The organism is Mycolicibacterium parafortuitum (genome assembly GCF_010725485.1).
Classification (GTDB): domain Bacteria; phylum Actinomycetota; class Actinomycetes; order Mycobacteriales; family Mycobacteriaceae; genus Mycobacterium.
Genome location: NZ_AP022598.1, coordinates 4,187,145 through 4,210,631 on the forward strand (window position 1 = coordinate 4,187,145; position 23,487 = coordinate 4,210,631).

The following is a 23,487-nucleotide window of genomic DNA, read 5'->3' on the forward strand; positions in this document are numbered from 1 at the left end:
GAGATGACTGCTGCGTCAGGTACCCCCGCATCGCCGGATCGCCGGGCGATCATCACCGAGGCGCTCCGCAAGATCGACGACCTGACGGCTCGCCTCGCGGCCGCCGAGAAGGCCGAGACCGAACCGATCGCGGTGGTCGGCATCGGCTGCCGGCTGCCGGCGGGCGTCGAGGACCCAGACGCGTTCTGGCGGTTCCTGTCCGACGGCGGCAACGGCGTCATCCGGGTGCCCGCCGACCGGTGGGACGCCGACGAGTACTACTCGCCCGACTACTCGGTGCCCGGCACCATCTGCAACCGCGAGGGCGGCTTCCTGACGTCGTGGCAGCCCGACGAATTCGACGCCGAGTTCTTCTCGATCGCGCCCCGTGAGGCGGCCGCGATGGACCCGCAGCAGCGGCTTCTGCTCGAGGTCGCCTGGGAGGCGCTGGAGAACGCCGGGATCAACCCGCGCACCCTGCGTGGTTCGGCGACCGGTGTGTTCATCGGCCTGACGACCAACGACTACTACCACTCGGTCGTCGGCAAGCTGCGGCCCGAGGACATCGATCCGTACATCCCGTTCGGCAACGCGCCGAACTTCGCCGCAGGCCGGCTGTCCTACTTCCTGGGTGTACGCGGCCCGGCGGTCGTCAGCGACACCGCGTGCTCGTCGTCGCTGGTGTCGATCCATCTGGCCTGTCAGAGCCTGCGCCGCGGCGAGAGCGACCACGCGCTGGCCGCCGGCGTGAACCTGATCCTGTCGCCGGAGAACAACATCGCCTGCTCGCGCTGGGGCATGCTGGCCCCGGACGGCCTGTGCAAGACCTTCGACGCCGACGCCAACGGCTACGTCCGCAGCGAGGGCGCCGGCGTGGTCGTGCTCAAGCGGCTCTCCGATGCGCTGCGCGACGGTGACCGGGTGCTCGCCGTGGTCCGCGGTTCGGCGGTCAACCAGGACGGCGCCAGCAGCGGGCAGACGGTGCCCAACGGCCCGGCTCAGCAGGAGCTGATGCGCAAGGCGTTGCAGACGGCCCGGCTGGAGCCGTCGGACATCGACTACATCGAGGCGCACGGCACCGGCACGTCGCTGGGCGACCCGATCGAACTCGATGCGCTCTCGGCCGTGTACGGCGACCGCAAGGATTCCGCACCGCTGGTGCTCGGTTCGGTGAAGACCAACCTCGGCCACCTGGAGTCCGCCGCCGGCGTCACCGGGTTCATCAAGACCGTGCTGTCGGTGCACCACGGTGAGATCCCGCGCCAGCTGCACTTCAAGAAGCTGACCCCGCAGGCGGGTGAAGGCGCGTCGAAGTTCCGCATCGCCACCGAGCATCTGGACTGGCCGGCCCTGAAGCGTCCGCGCCGGGCCGCGGTGTCCTCGTTCGGTGTCAGCGGCACCAACGCGCACATCGTGATCGAGCAGGCGCCTGCGGTGCAGGTGGCTGAACCTCTGGAAAGCTCGGTGCCGCAACCGGTTCCGCCGGTCAGCACGCTGGTGGTCAGCGGTAAGACCCCGGCGCGCATCGCATCGCTGGCCGGCCGGCTCGCCGACTGGCTGCAGAGCCCGGAGGCCGCCGGGGTCGGCTTGGCCGACGTCGCCGACACGCTCAACCATCGCCGCGCCCAGCACACCCGGTTCGCGACCGTCGTCGCCGCGGACCGCGACCAGGCCGTCGCCGGGCTGCGCGCGCTCGCCGGCGGGTACCCGGCCCCGGGCGTGGTCGGCCCGAACGATCCGGCGCTGGGCGCGGGCACGGTGTTCCTCTACTCCGGACAGGGCTCGCAGTGGGCCGGCATGGGTAAGCGGCTGCTCGCCGACGAACCCGCTTTCGCCGCCGCCGTCGACGAGCTCGAACCCGACTTCCTCGCTCAGGTGGGCTTCTCCCTGCGCGACGTGCTGACCTCCGGGGAGACGGTGGTCGGCATCGACCGGATCCAGCCGGTGCTGGTCGGTGTGCAGCTCGCACTGACCGCGCTGTGGCGGTCCTACGGAGTCACCCCCGATGCGGTGATCGGCCATTCGATGGGTGAGGTCACCGCCGCGGTGGTGTCCGGCGCGCTGAGCACCGCCGACGGGCTGAAGGTGATCGCGACCCGGTCGCGGCTGATGAAGCGGCTGTCCGGGCAGGGCGCGATGGCGCTGCTCGAGCTCGACGCCGACGCCGCCGACAAGCTGATCGCCGGCTACGACGGACTGACCGTGGCGGTGTACGCGTCGGCGCACCAGACGGTGATCGCGGGCCCGCCCGACCAGGTGGACGCCGCGATCGCGGTCGTCGACGCCCAGGACAGGCTGGCCCGGCGCGTCGACGTCGACGTCGCGTCGCACCACCCGATCGTCGACCCGATCCTGGCGGATCTGCGGTCCGAGCTGGCGGGCCTGACGCCGCGCACCCCGACCACGCCGATCATCGTGACCACCGACGGCCGCCCGACCGACGGCTCGTGTGTCTTCGACGCCGACCACTGGGTCGCCAACCTGCGCAACCCGGTGCGGTTCGCCCGTGCGGTCGCGACCGCCGGCCAGGACAACTCGATCTTCGTCGAGGTCAGCCCGCACCCGCTGCTGGCCTACGCGATCAAGGACACCCTCGAGGACAAGCCGCACCGCAACCTGCCGACGCTGCAGCGCGATGCCAACGACACCGTCACGTTCCACACCAACTTGAACGCGACGCACACGGCCCGCCCGCCGAAGACGCCGCAGCGCGGCGCGCGAGTGGCGCTGCCGACGACACCGTGGCATCACGCCCACCACTGGATCCAGCACACCGTGCAGCCGGACGCCGCGCGGCCGGGCGGAACCGATGTGCCGGTCGCCGAGGGCGAGAAGCACGAGTGGTTCCACCAGCTGAGCTGGCCGGTGCGGGAGCTGCCGCAGGGCGGCACCGACGTGCCGTGGCTGGTGTTCGCCGACGACGCCGCCGGCCTGGCCGAGCTGCTCGGACCCGGGTCGCGGGTGCTGCCGCTGTCGGTACTCGACGACGGCGGTGAGATCGGCGCGGCCCTGTCCGGAGTTCAGCACGTCGCCTACGTGCCTGCCACCGAGGCCGCGCGCTTCGACGCCGCACCGAGCTACCGGACGTTCGGTCAGCTGCGCCGCCTCGTCGTCGCGCTGGCCGGGACCGCGGAGGCACCTCGACTGTTCATCGTCACGCGCAACGCCCAACCGGTCGCCGACGGTGACCGCGCCAACCCCGCGCATGCGGTGCTGTGGGGGCAGGGCCGCACGCTGGCGCTGGAGCATCCCGAGTTCTGGGGCGCTCTGGTCGACGTCGACGAGAGTCTGCCCGCCGAACTGCTCGCGCAGTACCTGCGTGCCGAGGCCGCCGCGCTCGACGCCCCCGGACGTGACGACCAGGCCGTCTACCGCGCCGGGGAGCGCCGGGTCCCGCGGCTGGAGCCGCGCCCGCTGCCCGCGGTGCCGCTGACGCGGCTGGAGAACGGAACCAGCCACCTGGTGATCGGTGCGACCGGCAACGTCGGCCCGTACCTGATCCGCCAGCTCGCCGAGATGGGCGCCTCGACCGTCGTCGCGGCGTCCCGGCGCGGCGGGGGACTGGCCGACCTGGCCGCGGAGCTCGCCGAACGCGGCACCACGTTGGTCGAGGTCGCCGCCGACGCGGCCGACGAGGCATCGATGGCCGCGGTGTTCGCCCGCTTCGGCGCCGATCTGCCGCCGCTGGAAGGCATCTACCTGGCGTCGCTGGCCGGCGGTGAGGCGCTGCTCGCGGACATGACCGACGACGACCTGAGCCCGATGTTCCGGTCCAAGGTCGACGCCGCGGCGGTGCTGCACAAGCTGTCGCTACGCACCCCGGTGCGCCGGTTCGTGCTGTTCTCGTCGATCACCGGGCTGCTCGGTTCGCGCGCGGTGGCGCACTACACCGCGGCCAATGCGTTCGCCGATGCGTTCGCCTATGCGCGGCGCGCACTCGGGCTGCCCGCGACGGTCGTCGACTGGGGCCTGTGGAAGTCGTGGGCCGATGCACAGCCGCAGATGAAGGCGGCCGGGCTGGAACCGATGCCCAACGACGTCGCGATCAGGATGCTGCCCGCGGTGCTCAGCCCGGACGCCGCCCTGCAGACCGTGGTGGCCGGCGCCGACTGGGGCCGGCTGGCTGAGGCGTACCGGATGCGTGCCGCGGTCAAGGTGCTCGACCATCTGGTCGGGGCGCCGGGGGACACCGCCGACCTGGACGCCGTCGCGGCCCCGTCGTGGGGCACCGTCCTCGGCGACGAGGCCGACGGCTCCGGGCACGACCGCCTGTGGCGGGCCCGGCTGGTTCCCGGCGAGCGGTCCTACCCGGTCGCGCACCGGGTCCGCGGAGTCGAGGTCGTCCCGGTCTCGGTGGTGCTGCAGACGCTTTCGGCTGCGGCGAGCCGACTGGACACGGACGGTTCGACCGCTGCGGTGGGTGACGTGCGGTTCGAGTACCCGATCGTCGCCGACCAGCCGAAGGTCGTCCACGTGACGTTCGACAAGGGGACGGCCGGCGGCGTGCTGACGGTGTGGTCCAGCGCGGCCCCCGACACCGCCGAGCAGCGTTGGACGCGGCACGCCAGTGCCCGGCTGGCCGAGGTTCCCGCCGGGGCCGTCACCGGCGATCAGACGGTCAGCGGCAAGGAGTTCGACGGTCCGGCGATCGCGCAGATGCAGCGCGCGTGGGGCGTCGAAGGTCAGCCGTTCGACTGGACCGTCGCCCACTGTGCGGCCACGGTCGCCGGTGCCCGGGCCGACGTCACGCTGCCGGAGTCGACCCAATCGCCCGCCGCAGCGCTGGTCGACGCGGCCGTGCACGTCGCGCGTCTGGCCGACGCCGACAATGCGCAACTGCTGCTGCCCGCGGGCGCCGAGACCCTCTCGGTCGCCGGTCAGGTCGGCACCACCGCCGTGGTCGAGGCGTTCGCCCGCCGGGAGGGCGGTCCTGCCCTCGTGGTCGACGTCCTGGTCAAGGGCGCCGACGGCAGCACCTGGGTCGACATCCGCGGGCTCACCTACGCGCCCGTCGAGTCGGCGCCCGCCCCGGTCGCCGACGAGAACGGCGCCGTGGCAACCGAGTTCATCGACTGGACCACGATGAACCGCCGGCAGACCGTCGCGGAGCTGCGCACCCGGCTGCGCGCGATCCTGGCGCGCGAGCTCGGGATGCCCGACGATGCCGTCGACGTCGAGATGGCGTTCCCCGAACTGGGGCTGGACTCGATGATGGCGATGAACCTGCTGCGCGACGCCAAGCAGTTGGTCCGTATCGACCTGTCCGCGACCATGTTGTGGAACCACCCGTCCATCGCGCAGCTGTCGGACTTCGTCGCCGACCTGCTGGCACCTGCGCAACAGGCCGCCGAGGAAGCCGAACCGGAGGTTCCCGAGGGTTCCGAAGACGACGAGTCCGACTCGTTCGGCTTGCTGGACGAGCTGTTCGACAGCATCGAATCTGATTCCGTCGAGTCGGCGAGCGCCGGCAGTGAGGGCGCCAACTGATGAAAACCACGTTCGACCGGATCTCGGCGATGTCGGGTGAGCAGCGCGACAAGCTCACCGAGCAGTTCGAGAAGGCCTCCCGCGTCGCCGCCGCCGAGCCGATCGCCGTCGTCGGCATGGGTTGCCGGTTCCCCGGCGGGGCCACCGATCCGGACAAGTACTGGAAGCTGCTGGAATCCGGCACCAACGCGGTCACCGAGGTGCCCGCCGACCGCTGGGACGGCGACGCCTACTACGACCCCGACCCGATGGCGCCGGGCCGGATGCCGTCGAAGTGGGGCGCCTACATCGACGACATGCAGGGGTTCGACGCCGAGTTCTTCGGCATCACACCGCGCGAGGCCGCCGCGATGGACCCGCAGCAGCGGGTGGTCCTCGAGGTCGCCTATGAGGCGCTGGAGAACGCCGGACTGGCACCCGAGGCCGTCGGCGAGGTCCGCGGCGCGGTGATGCTCGGCGTCTACTACAACGAGTATCAGAGTTCCTCGGCCGGCAACCCGGACACCATCGACGCATACTCGGCGACCGGCAACGCCCACAGCGTCACCGTCGGCCGCATCGCGTACCTGCTGGGCCTGAAGGGCCCCGCGGTCGCCGTCGACACCGCGTGCTCGTCGTCGCTGGTGGCGATCCACCTGGCCTGCCAGAGCCTGCGGATGCGGGAGAGCGACCTGGCGCTGGCCGGCGGCGTCAGCCTGTCGCTGCGCCCGGAAACCCAACTCGCGCTGGGTAAGTGGGGCATGCTCTCACCGCACGGCAAGTGCTACGCGTTCGACTCGCGGGCCAACGGATTCGTCCGAGGCGAGGGCGCGGGTGTCGTCGTGCTCAAGCGGCTCACCGACGCGGTGCGCGACGGTGACCGGGTCCTCGGCGTGGTGCGCGGCTCCGCGCTGAACCAGGACGGCCGCTCCAACGGCCTGACCGCGCCCAACGCGCCGGCTCAGCGAGAGGTGATCACCCGGGCCCTGCGCTCGGCAGACGTCGCCGCGGGCACCGTGAACTACGTCGAAACCCACGGCACCGGAACATCTCTGGGTGATCCGATCGAGTTCGACGCACTGGCCGCCGTGTACGGCAAGGGGGACACCCCGTGCGCGCTCGGTGCGGTCAAGACCAACATGGGTCACCTGGAGGCGGCCGCGGGTATCGCCGGCTTCATCAAGGCGGTGCTGACGCTGCAGCGCGGCGCCATCGCGCCGAACCTGCACTTCGACAAGTGGAACCCGCAGATCAGCCCTGCGGGGACAAGGCTTTTCGTGCCGACGGAGAAGGCGGACTGGCCCAAGGTCGACCATCCGCGCCGCGCCGCGGTGTCGTCGTTCGGCATGGGTGGCACCAACGCCCACATCGTGCTGGAGCAGGGCCCCGAACCGGTCGCCGCGCCCGTGGATCCGGCCCCGAAGGTCGCCACACTGGTGGTGTCCGGCAAGACCCCGCAACGGCTCGCCGCCGCCGCTGCATCGCTGGCCGACTGGCTCGAAACCGACGGTGCCGCAGCGTCGTTGGCTGATGTCGCGTACACCGTGAACCACCACCGCAGCAGGTACCAGACCGTCGCGACGGTGTGTGCGCGCACCCACGCCGAAGCGGTGACCGGGCTGCGTGCGCTGGCCGCCGGACAGTCCGCGCCCGGCGTCCTCGGCGCCCGTGACGCGCGCACCGGCGCAGGCAAGGGCACCGTGTTCCTGTACTCCGGACAGGGTGCGCAGTGGGCGGGCATGGGCAAGGCCCTGCTCGTCGAGGAGCCCGCGTTCGCCGCGGCGGTCGACGAGCTCGAACCGGCGTTCGTCGACAAGGTCGGCTTCTCGCTGCGCCAGACGCTGGAGGCCGGCGAACCGGTCACCGGCATCGACCGCATCCAGCCGGTGCTCGTCGGCATGCAGTTGGCGTTGACGCAGCTGTGGCGCTCGTACGGGGTGGAACCCGACGCGGTGATCGGGCACTCGATGGGCGAGGCGACCGCGGCCGTGGTCGCCGGCGTGCTGACCCCGGCCGAGGGCTTCGACATCATCGCGACCCGTACCCGGCTGATGAAGCGGCTGTCCGGGCAGGGCGCGATGGCGCTTCTCGAACTCGACGCGCAGGCCACCGAGGCGCTGCTCGCCGACCGCCCCGACCTGACGATCGCGGTGTACGCATCGCCGAAGCAGTCGGTGATCGCGGGCCCGCCCGAGCAGGTCGACGAGGTCGTCGCGCTGGTCGACGCGCAGGGCAAGCTGGCCCGCCGCGTCGAGGTGGACGTCGCGTCGCACCATCCGACGATCGACCCGGTGCTCGACGAACTGCGCGACGCGTTGGCCTACCTGAGCCCGGCGGCCCCGAAGATCCCGCTGGTGTCGACGGTCGCCTACACGGGTTCGTCGCCGCTGTACACCGCCGACTACTGGGCGGCCAACCTGCGCAACCCGGTGCGGTTCAGCCAGGCCGTGCACGAGGCGAGCGCCGACCACAGCAACTTCATCGAGATCAGCCCGCATCCGCTGCTGACGCACGCGATCACCGACACCCTTGACGCGCAGGGCATCAGCCGCAAGTTCCACGTCGGCTCCACCGTGAACCGGGACCACCCGGAGACGCTGGCGTTCCACGCGCAACTGTCGGCGGTGCGCCCGCCCGCGGTCAAGGCACCGGAGGGTGCCACCGGGCGTCTCGTGGATGTGCCGGCCACCGCATGGCAGCACACCGCGTACTGGATGGCCGACCGCTCCGGCGGTCAGCAGTTCGCCGGCACGCACCCGCTGCTTGGGCTGCACGTCGAGCTGCCGTCGGGTGCCGGTCACGTCTGGCAGTCCGACGTCGGGCTGGAGGCCCACCCGTGGCTGGCCGACCACATCGTGCACGGTCTGCCGGTGATGCCGGGCGCCGGTTTCGCCGAGATCGCGCTCGCCGCGGCCCAGGAGGCCCTCGGTCTGCCCGCCACCGGTGTCGAGGTGTCCGTCGAGGTCGAGCAGATGCTGCCGCTGGATCCGTACACGAAGCTGACCACTCAGGTCAGCACCGGTCAGGACGGGGTGTCGACGGTCGAGATCCACTCCCGCTCGGAGGCGGGCACCTGGACCCGGCACGCCGCGGGAACGGTCAAGGCCGCCGCACCGGCGAGCCCCGCCAAACCGGCTCCGCTGACGGACGCGACGCCGGTCTCACCGGCGGACTTCTACACCGCGCTGCGCCGCACCGGAGCCCACCACGCGCAGGCGTTCGCGGCATTGACCCGCATCGCACGCGCAGGCGGCGCGGCCGACACCGAGATCGTGCTGCCCGACGAGGCGACGCCGCACCGCGGCATCACGCTGCACCCGGTCCTGCTCGACGCCGCGCTGCAGGGCCTCGCGGCCGCGCTCGGCGATGACTCGCTGAACGACTCCAATGACGTCACCTACCTGCCCGTCGGGTTCGGATCGGTGCGGGTGTTCGGTGAGCTGGGACGGCGCGCCAAGTGCCGCGCCGAGATCGTCAGCGTCGCCTCCGGGGTCGACGGACAGGGCAGCGGCGACGCCGTCGGCCGGGTCACCCTGACCGACGACACCGGCACCGTGCTGGCCCAGGTCGACAACGTCGCACTGAAGCGCATCCAGCGCCGCACCGTGCCGCTTCCGTTGTCGCAGAAGATCTTCGACAGCCGCTGGGTCGAGTCGCCGGTCGCCGCGGGCGGCGCGGCGCCCGGCAGCTGGCTGGTGCTCGCCGACGGCGACGCCGCACTCGGTGAGGCCGCACGGTTCGCCGACGGATTCGGTGACGTCCAGCACCGCGTCATCGCCGCGCCGCTGGCCGACGAGTCGGCCGCGCGCGACGCGCTGGCGTCGGCGACCTCGGACGCGGCGCTGCCGCCTGCCGGGGTCGTGGTGCTGGTCGACGTGCCCGCCTTCGACGGAACCGACGCCGACGCCCGGCTGCGCGCCGCCCAGGACGCGGTGTGGGAGATCGCCGCGACGGTCCGCTCGATCGTCGGGAGCTGGCACGGCAAACCGCCGCGCCTGTGGGTGGTCAGCCGCGGCGGCCTCACCGTGACCGACGGCGACGGGGGCGGCAACCCGGGCGTCGGCACGCTGAAGGCCCTGATCCGCGTCCTGGCCTACGAGCACCCGGATCTGCGCGCGACCCTGCTCGACGTCGGCGCCGACGGCGACACCGCCGCGATCCTGGCGGGTGAGATCGCCGCCGACGGCGCGGACGACGTGATCGCGTGGCGCGACGGAACGCGGCGGGTGGAGCGGCTGGCGCGGGCCGCGCTGCCTGCGACCCCGGGCAAGCTCGAGGTCCGCGGCGACGGCTCCTACATCGTGACCGGCGCCCTCGGCGGCGTCGGCCTGGCCGTGGTCCGCTGGCTGGTCGACAACGGTGCGGGCCGGCTGGTGCTCAACGGCCGCAGCGGACCGTCCGAGGCCGCCCAGGCCGTGCTCGACGAACTGTCGGCGCGCGCCGAGATCTCCGTCGTCACCGGTGACATCGCGACCCCCGGCACCGCGGCGCGGCTGGTGTCCGCCGCCGAGGAGACCGGGAAGCCGCTGCGCGGTGTGCTGCACTCGGCCGCCGTGCTCGACGACGAACTCGTCGTCGGGCTGACGCGGGAGAGCATGGACAAGATCTGGGCGCCCAAGGCGGCCGGCGCGTGGCGTCTGCACGAGGCCACCGCCGACAAGGCCCTCGACTGGTGGGTCGGGTTCTCGTCGGTCGCGTCGCTGCTCGGTTCGCCGGGCCAGGCCGCCTACGCGTGCGCCAATGCGTGGCTGGATGCGCTGGTGGCGTGGCGGCGTGCGGCGGGTCTGCCCGCGACGACGGTGAACTGGGGTCAGTGGGCCGAGGTCGGCCTGGCCAGCTCGCTGAAGTTCTCGGTGCTCGACCCGATCACCCCCGACGAGGGGGTGGAGGCGCTCGGCGGCGTGCTGGCCGCCGGGTTGTCCCAGGTCGGCATCGCCCGGCTGAGGCTCGACCGGGCCGCCGCGGCGTTCCCCGAGATCCGGCAGATCGGCTTCTTCGCCGACCTGGTCTCCGAGCTCGACGTCGACGACAGCGACGACGACTGGGAGGGCGCCGACGCGCTCAAGACCCTGTCCGCCGCCGAGGTCAACCGGGTGGTGGTGGCGCGGCTGCGCCGCCGGATCGCCGGTGTGATGGGCTATTCGACCGAAAGCGCCGTCGACACCGCCAAGCCGCTGACCGAGATGGGACTCGACTCGCTGATGGCGGTGCGGATGCGTAACACCATTCGCGGCGACTTCGGGGTGGAGCCCCCGGTCGCGCTGCTGCTGCAGGGTGCCACCCTCGACGATGTGGCGCTCGACCTGATCCGTCAGCTCGGCCTGGCCGAGGAGGACGGATCGGAACGGCCGAACGCTCTGCGCGAGCGGGCACAGCAGCGTGCCGCCGCGCGTCAACGTGCCGCATCGCGGCGAAAGGTAGGACCACGATCGTGACAGCGGGACACGAGCCAGAACTGCCCGACAACGCCATCGCCGTCATCGGCATGGCCGGACGGTTCCCCGGCGCGGCATCGGTGTCGGAGTTCTGGCGCAACCTGCGCGGCGGCGTCGAGTCGATCGTCGACCTGTCCGAGAGTGAGCTGCTGGCTGCCGGGGTCACCGAGCAGGCGCTGGCCAACCGGGCCTACATCCGGCGCGCCGCGCTGATGTCGGGCATCGAGGAGTTCGACGCCGACTTCTTCGGGTTCACCCCGCAGGCGGCCAAGGGCCTCGACCCGCAGCACCGGCTGTTCCTTCAGACCGCGTTCCATGCGTTCGAGGACGCCGGCTACGACCCGAAGGATCTCGAGGCGACCGTCGGCGTGTTCGGCACCAGCTCCACCAGCGGCTACCTGCTGCACAACCTGATGTCGAACTACGACCCGATGATGGTGATCGGCCAGGGCGCCAGCTTCGACATGGTCAGCCTGTCGCTGTCCAACGACAAGGACCACCTGGCCACCCGGGTGGCGCACAGCTTCGACCTGCGCGGCCCGGCGCTGTCGGTCTCGACGGCGTGCTCGTCGTCGCTGGTCGCGGTGCACCTGGCCTGCCAGTCGATCCTCAACGGCGAGTGCGACATCGCGCTGGCCGGCGGCTCGTCGATCCGGATCCCGAACAAGGTCGGCTACTGGTACGCGCAGGGTTCGATGGTGTCGCCGACGGGGCAGTGCCGTCCGTTCGACGTCCGCTCCGACGGCACCGTGTTCGGCAGCGGCGTCGGCGTTCTGGTGCTCAAGGCACTGCAGGACGCCGTCGACGACGGCGACCGCATCCACGCCGTGATCCGCGGGTCGGCGCTGAACAACGACGGCGCGACGAAGATGACCTACGCCGCGCCGAACGCGCTGGGCCAGGCCGAGGTCATCGCCGAGGCGCACGCGATCGCCGGTGTTGACGCATCGACGGTCACCTACGTCGAAACCCACGGCACCGGAACCCCACTCGGCGACCCGATCGAGATCGAGGGGCTGCGCCAGGCGTTCGAGCTCTCCGAGGAGACCCGCAGCGGCCCCTGCTATCTCGGCTCGGTGAAATCCAACATCGGCCACCTGGAGACCGCCGCGGGCATCGCCGGCCTGATCAAGGCCATCCTGTGCCTGGAGCACAAGGCGATCCCGGCGACGCTGCACTACACCAGCCCCAACCCCGAACTGCACCTGGACCGCGGACCGTTCCGGATCCGCAGCCAGGACGGGCCGTGGGAGGCCGACGGCATCCGCCGCGCCGGGGTCAGCTCGTTCGGCGTGGGCGGCACGAACGCCCACATCGTGCTGGAGGAGGCGCCGTACCAACCCGCACCGACGCCCTCCCGGGCGCGGCCGTCGGTGCTGGTGCTCTCGGCGAGAACCCAGGAGGCGCTGGAGGATTCGCGTGCCGCGCTGGCCGGTGAGCTCGCCGACAGCGCCGAGATCAGCCTGCCCGATGCGGCCTACACGCTGACCCGGCGCCGCAAGGAACCGGTTCGGATGGCCGCCGTCGTGCGCGACCAGGCGAACGCCGCGACCGTGCTGTCGGCGACCGAGACCGACAACGTGTTCATCGGCGCGGCCGTGCCCGACGGCGAACGCTCCGAGGACCGGGTCGCGTTCCTGTTCCCCGGTCAGGGCGCCCAGCACGTCGGGATGGCCCGCGGACTGCACGACAACGAGCCGGTGTTCGCCCGCCACTTCGACGAGTGCGCGAGCGCCTTCAGCGACCACATGGGTTACGACCTGCGCGCCGAGATCTTCGACGGCGTCGGCCGCAACCTGGAGCACACCGACCGCGCCCAGCCCGCGCTGTTCACCGTCGAATACGCGCTGGCCAAGCTGATCCAGTCCTACGGTGTGGAGCCGGCGATCATGGCCGGGCACAGCATCGGGGAGTACCCGGCCGCCACCCTGGCCGGCGTGTTCGACCTGGACACCGCCGTGAAGGTGGTCAGCCAACGCGCGAAGCTGATGCATGCGGCGCCGCGCGGTGTGATGGTCGCGGTGCCGCTGAGTCCCGAGGCCGTCGCCGAGCACCTGACCCCCGACGTCGACATCGCGACGATCAACGATCCCGGCAGCTGTGTGGTCGCGGGCAGCGAGGAGGCGATCCGCGCGTTCCAGGCCGGCCTGGCCGAGAAAGGTATAGCGGCCCGCCGGGTGCGCACCTCACACGCCTTCCACTCCCGGCTGATGGACCCGGTGGTCGCCGAGTTCACCGCGTTCCTGTCCGGGGTCACGCTGCGCGAACCGCAGATCCCGCTGCTGTCCAACGTCACCGGAACCGTCATGTCGGCCTCGGAGGCGACCAACCCGGCGACGTGGGCACGCCAGATCCGCGCCACGGTGCGCTTCGCCGACGAACTCGACGCGCTGCTGGCCACCCCCGACCGGGTGCTGGTGGAGGTCGGTCCCGGCGGCACGCTGACCTCGTCGGCGGGCAGGCATCCGCGGTGGTCGGAGCGGCACCGCGCGGTGCGGCTGATGCGGCATCAGGCGCAGAACCGCAGCGACGACGACACCTTCCACCTCGCGCTCGGTCAGCTGTGGGCCGCCGATGTGGACGTCGACTGGGATCAGGGGGATCGCTCCGCCGCCGACCAGCATGCGTTGGTCACGCTGCCCGGCTACCCGTTCGCCAAGCAGCGGCACTGGGTCGAATACAACCCCGGCTCCGCGTGGGTCGCGGGCAGCGCGGGCGCGACCGGGCAGCCGGCCGCCACGGCGGCCGGCTCGGCGCCGGCCCAGGCGGGCGGCACCTCCACCGTCGAGGCGTCGCTGCAGCGCATCTGGGCACAGTGCCTCGGCGTGGCCGACATCGACCGCCACGCGAACTTCTTCGAGATCGGCGGCGACTCGCTGGTCGCGATCAGCGTCGCGATGACCGCGGGCCACGCCGGCCTGGACCTGACGCCGCAGGATCTCTACGAGAACCAGACCGTGGCGTCGCTGGCGAAGGTGCTGACCGCTCGCTACGCCGAGGGCGGCTTGGCCCGGCAGAACATCGACGAGTCGGCCAACCCGCCGGTGCCGCCGAACGTCGCGTACTTCCTGGAGCACGGGCTGCGCGACGTCGGTCGGTGGCGGATCCCGGTCATCCTCGGTCTGCGTGCCGACGTCGGCGAAGAGGACGTCCGCGCGGTGCTCACCGCCGTCACCGCGGCGCACGACGTGCTGCGGGTGCGTCTGGTGGAGCGCTCGGGCACCTGGGATCAGACCATCGCCGAACCCGGCGAATTCACCGAACTGGTCACCCGGGCCCTGCCCGACGGTGTGGCGTCCGGCAGCCCGCAGGAACGCGAACTGGTGCTGGGTTACCTCGACGAGCAGGTGCGCGAGCACCAGGTGGTGGTTCCGCTGACCGCGACGCTCATCCGCAGCGGCTCGGGCGGCCCCTCGTACCTGGCGCTGAGCCTGCACGGAATCGCCGGCGACGTGGCAGGCGATTCGGCGTCGCGCGATGTGTTGCTCACCGACCTGTTCACCGCGTTCAACCAGCGGATGGCCGGGGAGGAGATCACGCTGGCGCCGGTGCCCGCGTCGTGGCGGGAATGGTCGCACCGCTGTGCGGCGCTGGCCAGTCACCCGGCGGTGCTCGACAGCCGTGACCACTGGCTGCAGACCGCGAACCGGTCCACGCTGCGGGTCGCGGGCCCCGAACCCGCCGAACGCCCCGGCGCCGCGGACCTGGTGCGGTTGTCGACAGCGCTGTCGGCCGACGAGACCGGTGAGGTCGACGACGTCCGGCGCCGTCTCGGCCTGTCGGTCGAGGAGGTGCTGCTGGCCGCGCTGGGCCGTGCCGTGGCGGCGACGGTCGGGGAGGGCGCGGTGGCCGTCGACCTCGGTGGGCGCGGACGCTCGGTGCTCAAACCGGACGTCGACCTGCAGCGCACGGTCGGCTCGTTCACCGCGCTGCATCCGGTGGTGCTCACCGCGTCCCGAGACGGTGCCGCGATGACCGCGCTGCACGAGGTGCGAGACGGCCTCGACGCGGTGCCGCACTACGGCATCGGGTACGGGCTGCTGCGCTACCTGTACGCGCCGACCGCGCGGCTGCTCGGTGCCGGCCGCCCCGCCGACATCCTGTTCTCGCACGTCGGGACCATTCCCGAGGTGCCGGCCGAGCAGCCCGACGATGCGCCGGTGCGATTCGACGCGGACACCGCGATGCCGATCCGCGACACTCTGCCGGGTCTGGGGCACGCGCTGGAGCTGCGGGTCTACCGCACCGCGGGCGTACTGCATGTGGACTGGTGGTACGACAACCGCCGTCTCGGACCGACCGATGTGGAATCCTTTGCCCGACAGTATTCGGCGGCGATCCTGGATATCACCAGAGAGGCGCTCGCCGAACAGGACAGCGACGCGGCCGGCGATGAGCTGGCCCTGGTCGACCTGTCCTAGGGGGTAGAGGGGAACTCATGTCCAGCACCGACAAAGCGGTCGTCGTGTCGGGGATCAAGAAATCCTTCGGTACGGTGACCGCCCTGCGCGATGTCAGCTTCGAGGTGGAACGCGGCGAGGTCCTGGGCCTGCTCGGACCCAACGGCGCGGGCAAGACGACGACGGTCAACATCCTGTCGACGCTGATCAAACCGGACGCCGGACGCGCGCTGATCGCCGGCCACGACGTGGTCAGCGACCCGGCGGGGGTGCGCCGCGCGCTGATGCTGACCGGCCAGCACGCCGCGCTCGACGACCTGCTGACCGGCCGCGAGAACCTGCTGATGTTCGGCAGACTGCAGGGCCTCAAGAAGAAGGTCGCCAAACAGCGCGCCCAGGAACTGCTCGAGCAGTTCGACCTGGTGCATGCGGGGGACCGTCCGGTGGGCAACTACTCCGGCGGTATGAAGCGCCGCATCGACATCGCGTGCGGGCTGGTGGTGCGCCCGGAGGTGGTTTTCCTCGACGAGCCGACCACCGGGCTGGACCCGCGCAGCAGGCAGGCGATCTGGGAGCTGGTCACCGATTTCAAGGAAGCCGGCATCGCCACGCTGCTGACCACCCAGTACCTCGAAGAGGCGGATCTGCTCAGCGACCGCATCATCGTGATCGACAAGGGCACGGTGATCGCCGAGGGCACCGCCGATCAGCTCAAGGAACGCACCGGCGGCACCTACTGCGAGATCGTGCCGCGCCAGCTCGGTCAGCTGCGTGAGGTCGCGCGGGTGCTCGGCCCGCTGCTGCCGGACGCGCACCGCGACGCGATCACCGACTCGTCGGACCGCATCTCGATGCCGGCCCCCGACGGCCCGAACACGCTGATGCAGGCACTTCACCTGCTCAGTGAGGCGCACATCGAGCTCAGTGACATCGCGCTGCGCAGGCCGTCGCTGGACGAGGTGTTCCTGGCGCTGACCGGCGATCACCCGGCCCCGAAAGAGGAGTCCCCGGGCTCGCGCGTGGCCGCGGACGCGTACGCGTGACCGATCAGCTCGCGGCCCCGGCACCGTCTCGTTCGGTGGCCATCCCGCACGCCGCCCGCCCGCCGGTGTCGACCATCCAGCAGTGGTGGGTGCTGACGCTCCGGATGATCATCCCGACGCTGCGCAACGGCGAGCTCGCGACCCAGATCGTCGGCTCCGTCGTGTTCACGATCGGTTACTACCTGCCGCTCAAACAGATGATGGGCGCGGTGCAGCCGCTGAGCAGCTACGCGCAGTACCTGACCCCGTTGATCGTGTTGCAGGCGGTCTGGTTCGCCGCGATCTCGGCGGCGTTCCGCTCGGCGACGGACTCCGTCGACGGGATCAACCGGCGGTTCCGCGCGATGCCGGTCCCGGCCGTGATGCCGCTGGCGTCCCGGATGACGGCCAGCATGTACCGCTGCTGCATCGCGCTTGCGGTCTCGATCGGGTGCGGCCACGTCATCGGTTTCCGGTTCGACAACGGGGTGGTCGGCATCCTGGGCTTCGTCGGGCTGGCCCTGTTGATCGGCGCGGCGCTGGCCATCATCGGCGACCTGATCGGCGTCGCGACGCAGAACCCGGAGGCCACGGCCCCGATGATGCTGATCCCGCAGCTGACGCTCGGGCTCGCGTCGGTCGGTCTGCAGCCGGCCGAGCGATTCCCCGACTGGATCCAGGGCTTCGTCCGCAACCAGCCGCTGTCGCAGTGGGTGTACGGCCTGCAGGCGTTCGCCGGTGACAGCACCGGGAACGCGCCGGAGGCCACCTGGTCGGTGCTCGGGCCCGCGTTGGCGTGGGCGGTGGTGTGCATCGTGATCGCGCTCGCGCTGCACATCTGGGTGACCAGGAGGCGTAACTCGTGACCGTGGAGTCCTCGCCGGTGTCGCCGTATCGCGGCGGCGGCAAACATCGCCGCGCTGACGTGTGGGAGAACTCCCCGCGGCAGCTGGTGCCCCAGGTCGCGGTGCTGACCGCGCGCATCCTGCGGCGGTGGAGCCGCGACCCGGCCACGCTGGTGCAGTCGATGGTGATGCCCGCGGTCTTCCTGATCGCGCTCGACATCGTGCTCGGCGACGTGATCGAGCAGGTGACCGGGCACAGCGGACTGTACGGCCAGGTGCCGTTGGTGGCCCTGGTCGGCGGTATGACCGGCTCGATCATCGGCGCGGTCGGCATCATGCGCGAACGTGAGGCCGGACTGCTGTCGCGGCTGTGGGTGGTGCCGGTGCACCGCGCGGCCGGGCTGCTGGCCCGCCTACTCGCCGACTTCGTCCGGATCGTCGTCATCACGCTGGTGGTGATGTGCGTGGGGCTGGCGCTGGGGTTCCGGTTCGAGCAGGGACCGCTGGGGGCGATCGCGTGGGTGTTCATGCCCGCGCTGTTCGGTGTGACGCTGTCGGCGGCGGTGCTGACCCTCGCATTGTTCTCGTCGAGCACGATCGCGCCCCAGGCCACCGAGATCCTGATCGCGATCCTGATGTTCTTCTCGATCGGGTTCGTCCCGCTCGACCAATACCCGGAATGGCTGCAGCCCTTCGTCGAGCACCAGCCCGTCAGCACTACGATCGAGGCGATGAAGGGCTTGTCCCTTGAAGGTCCGATCGCCGAACCCGTGTTGTTCTCGGTGCTGTGGGCGGCGGGCATCGCTGCCGTGTGCGCCGTACCCCTGGCGATCGGATACCGCAGGGCCAGCAAGCGCGGCTGATCAACCAGGGAGTCTCAACGCATGTTTCCGTCCTCGGGCATCCGCAAGCTCGCGCGCAGCGAGGAGATGTTCGCCGAAACGCAGAACTTCGTCGGGCTCGCCGCCCACGTGCACGGCACCATCGACGTCGACGCACTGTCCGAGGCGTTCGACGCGCTGGTGCAGGCCCACCCGGTGCTCAACGGTCACCTGGAGCAGGATCCGGACGGTAAGTGGGAGATCGTGCTCGACGACCTGATGCATCAGGGACTTGAGGTCGTGGAGTTGACCGGCGACGCCGAGGCGCCGCCGCTGCTGTTCGACCAGACCGCGGCGCTGACACATCTGCGGCTGACCCGCCGCGATGACGAGACCCATCTGACGCTCTACATCCACCACAGCCTCGCCGACGGGCACCACCAGTTCAGCCTCGTCGAGGAGCTGTTCTCGACCTACACCGATCTCGTCACGACGGGTACCGCGCGTCCGGTGCAGCCGGCCCCGGTGCCGGTGTCGCTGGAGCAGATCCTGTCCGACCGCGCGGTGGAGAAGAAGCCGCGCTCGGGGCTGGAGCGGCTGCTCGCGGCGATGTTCGCCTACGACGTGCCGCCGTCGCGCCGCGCCCCGGCCGAGTCGAATCCGGTGTTCCCGCAACGGGTGCCGATGGAGTTCTGCAAGCTCTCCGAGGAGCAGACCGAGAACATCATCGCGTTCTGCCGGGCCAACAAGCTGGGGCTCAACAGCCTGCTGTCCGGGGCCATCCTGATGGCGGAGTGGCAGTTGCGGCAGACCCCGAACATCCCGGTGCCGTACGTGTATCCGGTCGACCTGCGTTATCTGCTGTCGCCGCCGGTGTCGGCGACCGAGGCCACCAACCCCGTCGGTATCGCGACCTATCTGGCCGAGATCTCAGCCGACACCGACGTCGTCGATCTGGCCCGCGACATCAACGACACGTTCAAGAAGGACATCGCCGAGGGAGTGATCCAGCAGAGCTTCCTGCACTTCAGCCCGCAGTACGTGGGGAACCCGCCGGGGCTGCCGGACGTGGTGATGTTCACCGACAACGGGATCGTGCCGCCGATGCGGATGCCCCCGGAGATGGAGCTGGCCGCCAGCCACGGCGAGCTGTACTTCGCCGTCGGCGCCGGTATCGAGATCTACACCAGCAAGATCTTCGCCGGCCGGCTGATGATCGAGTACCACTCACACGGACCGGAGCCCGAGAAATCCGTCCAGGCGATCGAGACGCTGCTGGAGGGTATCGCAGCCCGGCAGGCCGCTGTTCGTGTCAGCTGACGGGCCCGAACCCGTAGCGGTGGTACTGCAGCGCGTTGCGCACCGGGGGCAGCACCCGCACCGCGCGGCCCAGTGCTCGCCACGGCTTGGTCACCCGCGACGCCGTACCCGCGTCGAACAGCGTCGCCGAGGCCAGCAGCCGGGTGCCGGGCACCTTGGACAGGATGTCGTCGGGGCTGTTGACCGCCCAGTACAGCTTGGAGCCGGTCTTGCGGACCAGCGTCTGGGTCTTCTGGGAGCGGATGCCGACCCAGTTGTAGAAATCGATCTGCAGTTCGCCGGTGCCGAACCGCTCGACCACCCGGCGCAGCAACGCCACGCCCTCGTCCTCGGTCAGGTACATGCTGATGCCCTCGGCGAGGAACAGCACGGGCTTCCCGGTCGGAATCTGGTCCAGCCAGGACAGCTCGGTGGCCGGGGTGGGCAGCAAATGATAGTTCGGCCGCGACGGGTAGACCTGCTCACGCAGTTCGATGACCCCGGGGAAGTCGACGTCGTACCACTGCACGTCGGGGCCGGGGTCGACCCGGAACACCCGGGGGTCGAGCCCGCAGCCCAGGTGGATGACGGTGCAGGCGCCGTGCGCGGCGATGAACTGCTTGGCCCAGATGTCGTACTGTGCGGTACGGACAGTGACCAGCGGTGCCCATTTACCGCTGACGCCGAGGTCGTCCCAGTCGTAGTCGATGCGCTCGATCGCCTCTTTGGCAAACTGGTCACCGAGCACGGGACGCGGGAAGTCGGCGTCCAGCGCTTTCAGATAGAGGGTCGTCAGCATCGTCTGGGCGGGCCCGGTCAGATCGATGGAAACCTTGTCGGTCATGCCAGAGAGGCTATGCGGAAACGCTGCCAGGCAACAATTGGCCTCATCCAGGAAGGAGCGGACGTGAATTCAGCTTGCGCGAGCAGGAGGCAACGATGAGCGCGAAGGTGCTGTTGGTGTACTACTCCTACACCGGCCAGACCCAGAAGGTTCTCGACGCCGCCGCCGACGTGCTGCGCGAGCGCGGCTGCGAGGTGACGCTCGCGCCGATCGAGTTCGTCGACCCGCAGTACTCCGAGCCGTTCACCCGGTTCCCGATGCGCCGGGTGTGGCCGGACATGTTCAGCGTGTTCAAGGCGCAGGGCCGCGGTGAGACAGGGGAGATCCGCACCCCCGACGCGGTGCGTGCCGGCGACTACGACCTGGTGCTGTTCGGCTCACCGACGTGGTGGGACACCGTCAGCATGCCGTTGCGCTCCTTCCTGGTATCGAAGGAGGCCGGGCCGCTGCTCGACGGCACGCCGTACGCGGTGGTCGCGGTGTGCCGCCGCCTCTGGCGGGGGAACCTGGAGGCGGTGCGCGAACTTGCCGACAAGCAGGGCGGCAGGTTCGTCGACAGCATCCACTTCGAATACCCGGGCGGTCAGCTGCCCTCGCTGCTGTCGCTGGCCAGCTATCTGGGGTCGGGGGAGTACCGGGACCGCTACCTCGGCGTGAAGATCCCGCCCACGAACATCAGTGCCGCACAGGTGGACCAGGCCCGGGCCTTCGCGGGCCGGCTCGCCGACCGGTTGTTCGACGGGAAGTGAGGACGCGCCTCCGTGCCGAGACCCTTTGACGTGCACGCCGACTCGCCCGCCGGTGTCGAACAGATCCTCGCCGCGTTCGGCGACGAGGGCTACTGGCATGACCGGATCGCCGAGTTCGGCGGCGGTGCGACCACATTGGACACCCTGGAGGTCGACGCGGACGGCGGCGTGGTGGTCTCCACCACCCAGGATCTGCGCAATGATCTGCTGCCCGGCCCGCTGACCAAGGTGTTCCGCGGCAGCCTGACGCTCGTGCGGTCGGAGACCTGGCGGCGCAGCGGTGACGGCGAGGTCGCCGGCACGGTGACCATCGACGCGTCCGGAGTGCCGGGCGACGGCGTCGGCAACGCGGTGCTGCAGCCGCGGCCCGACGGATCCCGGCTGACGTTCACCGGCACGATCGAGGTCAAGATCCCGCTGGTCGGTGGCAAGGTCGAAAAGGCGATCTGCGATCAGATCGTCGCCGAGATCCCGCAACTGACACGCTTCACCTCGGATTGGATTGCAACCCATGGCTGAACCCGTTCCGTCCACCTCGGAAGCACTTGCGCGCCTTGAGATGCCGCTGGTCGACGCGATGATGACCCAGCGCGCGGTGCGCCGGGTGTATCCCGATCCGATCGACGACGAGATCATCAAGAAGTGCCTGGAGGTGGCGCTGCACGCGCCGACCGGCGCCAACGGCCAGAACTGGGAATTCATCGTCATCAAGGACTACGAGACGAAGAAGAAGCTCGCCAAGCGCTACCGCCAAGCGTGGAACCTGTACTACCACACGGTGATCCGGCGGGTGTCGAAGAAAGATCCGTCGATGGCCAAGACCGCCAAGGCCGTGCAGTGGCAGGTCGACCACTTCACCGAGGTTCCGGTGCTGATCGTGGCGTGCCTGAAGCTGGGCGCCAAGGACGGCCGCATCCCGTTCGTGCCGATGCCGCACGCGGCGCTGTCGGGCTTCTTCGGTTCGATCTATCCGAGCGTGCAGAATCTGCTGCTGGCCGCGCGCGCGATGGGGCTGGGCGCGTCGCTGATCACGCTTCCGCTGTGGAGCGTGACCTCCACGCGCAGGACCCTCGGGTTACCGATGTCGGTCACCCCGTGCTGCGTGGTTCCGCTGGGCTGGCCGCGGGGCCGCTACGGCCCGACCACCCGCAGGCCGGTCACCGAGGTGATGCATCTGAACACCTACGGCAACCGGCCCTGGATGGGCACCGGCTAGCTTTCGCCGCTGCCGGATTTCGCGCTGCCGGCAGAGGTCTTGTCGCTGTCAGAGTCTCTGGTGTCAGAGTCCTTGGTGTCGGAGTTCTTGTCGTCGCCCTTGGTATCGGACTCGATGTCCGACGTGGCGTCGTCGGTGGCCGAACCCTTCCGCGACTCGCTGCTCGGCTTGCGGTGCTTACCGCCCGCCGATGTCGACGGGGCCTCGTCATCGGCACCGGATTCGGCGTGCACGGCGTCTGAGTCATCCACGGGCTCAGCGTCGTTGGCGAGCGCGAACTTCCGTTTCAGCGCCTCGGTCGCGTTGTCGACCACCGACGTGGACGTGGATTCGGCCGACTCGGTCTCGGCGGTCAGCGAAACGAGGTCGTCGTCGGCGGGGACGGTCGCGGTGGAGACCAGCGTCAGTTCCGGTTCGCTCGCCTCGGCGGGGGAGTCGGTCTCGTCCGGAACTTCGGTGACCTGCTCCTGGGCGGGCGGGCGCAGGAAGTACTTGACGAACCGCTCGATCTCGCGCACCGCGAGCCAGTCCGGGACGTGGCCGGTGATCTGCAGTGCCGCACCGAGATTCGCGAACGCGGTGACAGCCTCCCACAGCGTGGTGGTCTTGACGCCGCTGGGTTCGGCGGTCAGCGAGTCCCACACCGACCGGATGGGCTCGGCAGGGTCGAGCTTGACCGTCTGCCGCGACCACGGTGTCTCGACACCGTTGACCGGGGTCCGCACCTCCGGGAAGGTATAGCCCTCCTCGCTGTAGAAGGCGCTCATCGGCACCTTGAACATCTTGCCGAGCATGCCCGGCAGATCGGGGCAGTCGAAGTTGCAGCCCTCGTGCATCGGCAGATTCGCCGTCGCCCACCAGTTCAGGTGCCTGCCCCACGGCTCGGAGAACGCCGGGAACGGGATCAGGACGTTGATCAGCTCCATCAGCATCGCCGGGTTGGCCTCGTCCCAGCCCCACTGGTTGTTGGGCTGGTTCTCGTTCCAACTGCCGCTGACAGCCAGCGCGGTGGCCAGCCGGTCCACGGCGGCGACCATGTTGGCGGGCGCGCTGAGGGCCTGCTGCACCATGTTGACCGGGATGTAGGCCACCGACGAGGCGGACAGGTTGACGTCGGATTCGACGGCGCGCGCCACCGGCTCCGACGGAGTTACCGGAGTCACGGCGATGACGCTGGCTCCCACCAACGCCACGCCTGTCGTCACGACCGGTTTGACGGCTACTCGCATGACACCCCAACTTCTCCCCGACAGATCAGTGATGGTCGACTGACCATACCTCCGGATATCCGGCCCGACCCCACCCTTCGGCAAACAACCGCGATTCGCCGCCGAGGCGGCGGCCGCCGGGCATGCCACCGCTTACTGGGAACTGCCTGTGAACAGTACGCGTGAATTCGCCGAGTCGGGGG

12 protein-coding genes are annotated in these 23,487 nt (G+C 70.4%); 10 read left to right on the plus strand and 2 right to left on the minus strand.

Features of this window, described 5'->3' with window-relative positions:
• Nucleotides 1-3 precede the first annotated feature (3 nt).
• The 7 genes from NTM_RS19995 to NTM_RS20025 are packed head-to-tail and all read left to right on the plus strand — an operon-like array spanning nucleotide 4 to nucleotide 19,288.
• Nucleotides 4-5,466 carry a type I polyketide synthase gene (locus NTM_RS19995; protein WP_163767289.1) on the plus strand — a complete coding sequence of 1,821 codons (5,463 nt, stop codon included), beginning with the start codon at nucleotides 4-6 and terminating at the stop codon, nucleotides 5,464-5,466.
• Entirely contained in the window at nucleotides 5,466-10,880 is a 5,415-nt protein-coding gene (locus NTM_RS20000) for a type I polyketide synthase (protein ID WP_163767291.1), read from the plus strand. Before NTM_RS19995 ends, NTM_RS20000 begins: the two co-directional genes overlap by 1 nt.
• Nucleotides 10,877-15,301, plus strand: a complete 4,425-nt coding sequence (locus NTM_RS20005) for a type I polyketide synthase (protein ID WP_272955237.1) — start codon at nucleotides 10,877-10,879, stop codon at nucleotides 15,299-15,301. The genes NTM_RS20000 and NTM_RS20005 overlap by 4 nt, the downstream gene beginning before the upstream one ends.
• Before the next feature lie 17 nt (nucleotides 15,302-15,318).
• Nucleotides 15,319-16,323 carry an efflux ABC transporter ATPase subunit, DrrA-related gene (locus NTM_RS20010; RefSeq protein WP_104861253.1) on the plus strand — a complete coding sequence of 335 codons (1,005 nt, stop codon included), beginning with the start codon at nucleotides 15,319-15,321 and terminating at the stop codon, nucleotides 16,321-16,323.
• Nucleotides 16,320-17,168, plus strand: a complete 849-nt coding sequence (locus NTM_RS20015) for an ABC transporter permease (protein WP_163767293.1) — start codon at nucleotides 16,320-16,322, stop codon at nucleotides 17,166-17,168. The genes NTM_RS20010 and NTM_RS20015 overlap by 4 nt, the downstream gene beginning before the upstream one ends.
• Entirely contained in the window at nucleotides 17,165-18,010 is an 846-nt protein-coding gene (locus NTM_RS20020) for an ABC transporter permease (protein WP_163767295.1), read from the plus strand. The genes NTM_RS20015 and NTM_RS20020 overlap by 4 nt, the downstream gene beginning before the upstream one ends.
• A 21-nt stretch (nucleotides 18,011-18,031) precedes the next feature.
• Nucleotides 18,032-19,288 carry a phthiocerol/phthiodiolone dimycocerosyl transferase gene (locus NTM_RS20025; RefSeq protein ID WP_163767297.1) on the plus strand — a complete coding sequence of 419 codons (1,257 nt, stop codon included), beginning with the start codon at nucleotides 18,032-18,034 and terminating at the stop codon, nucleotides 19,286-19,288.
• Here the strand turns inward: NTM_RS20025 and NTM_RS20030 are convergent.
• A complete protein-coding gene (locus NTM_RS20030) occupies nucleotides 19,281-20,111 on the minus strand; it encodes a class I SAM-dependent methyltransferase (protein ID WP_104861249.1) in 831 nt (276 codons plus the stop codon). The genes NTM_RS20025 and NTM_RS20030 overlap by 8 nt on opposite strands.
• 95 nt (nucleotides 20,112-20,206) lie before the next feature.
• Here NTM_RS20030 and NTM_RS20035 point away from each other — a divergent pair, with 95 nt between their 5' ends.
• The 3 genes from NTM_RS20035 to NTM_RS20045 are packed head-to-tail and all read left to right on the plus strand — an operon-like array spanning nucleotide 20,207 to nucleotide 22,076.
• Entirely contained in the window at nucleotides 20,207-20,860 is a 654-nt protein-coding gene (locus NTM_RS20035) for a flavodoxin family protein (RefSeq protein ID WP_163767299.1), read from the plus strand.
• A 12-nt stretch (nucleotides 20,861-20,872) separates the two neighbouring features.
• Nucleotides 20,873-21,379 (plus strand): DUF2505 domain-containing protein, encoded by a 507-nt coding sequence (locus NTM_RS20040; RefSeq protein ID WP_163767301.1) that lies wholly within the window; start codon nucleotides 20,873-20,875, stop codon nucleotides 21,377-21,379.
• Nucleotides 21,372-22,076 carry a nitroreductase family protein gene (locus NTM_RS20045; protein ID WP_163767304.1) on the plus strand — a complete coding sequence of 235 codons (705 nt, stop codon included), beginning with the start codon at nucleotides 21,372-21,374 and terminating at the stop codon, nucleotides 22,074-22,076. The genes NTM_RS20040 and NTM_RS20045 overlap by 8 nt, the downstream gene beginning before the upstream one ends.
• Here the strand turns inward: NTM_RS20045 and NTM_RS20050 are convergent.
• Nucleotides 22,073-23,305, minus strand: coding sequence for a hypothetical protein (locus NTM_RS20050; protein ID WP_232079773.1), 1,233 nt, complete (start codon nucleotides 23,303-23,305; stop codon nucleotides 22,073-22,075). The genes NTM_RS20045 and NTM_RS20050 overlap by 4 nt on opposite strands.
• Nucleotides 23,306-23,487: the final 182 nt, after the last annotated feature.

What these genes read in the sequence shown, in the direction of transcription:
- NTM_RS19995 (WP_163767289.1), top strand. Translation starts at nt 4, where the DNA reads ATGACTGCTGCGTCAGGTACCCCCGCATCGCCGGATCGCCGGGCGATC.
- NTM_RS20000 (WP_163767291.1), top strand. Translation starts at nt 5,466, where the DNA reads ATGAAAACCACGTTCGACCGGATCTCGGCGATGTCGGGTGAGCAGCGC.
- NTM_RS20010 (WP_104861253.1), top strand. Translation starts at nt 15,319, where the DNA reads ATGTCCAGCACCGACAAAGCGGTCGTCGTGTCGGGGATCAAGAAATCC.
- NTM_RS20025 (WP_163767297.1), top strand. Translation starts at nt 18,032, where the DNA reads ATGTTTCCGTCCTCGGGCATCCGCAAGCTCGCGCGCAGCGAGGAGATG.
- NTM_RS20030 (WP_104861249.1), bottom strand. Translation starts at nt 20,111, where the DNA reads ATGACCGACAAGGTTTCCATCGATCTGACCGGGCCCGCCCAGACGATG.
- NTM_RS20035 (WP_163767299.1), top strand. Translation starts at nt 20,207, where the DNA reads ATGAGCGCGAAGGTGCTGTTGGTGTACTACTCCTACACCGGCCAGACC.
- NTM_RS20045 (WP_163767304.1), top strand. Translation starts at nt 21,372, where the DNA reads ATGGCTGAACCCGTTCCGTCCACCTCGGAAGCACTTGCGCGCCTTGAG.
- NTM_RS20050 (WP_232079773.1), bottom strand. Translation starts at nt 23,305, where the DNA reads ATGCGAGTAGCCGTCAAACCGGTCGTGACGACAGGCGTGGCGTTGGTG.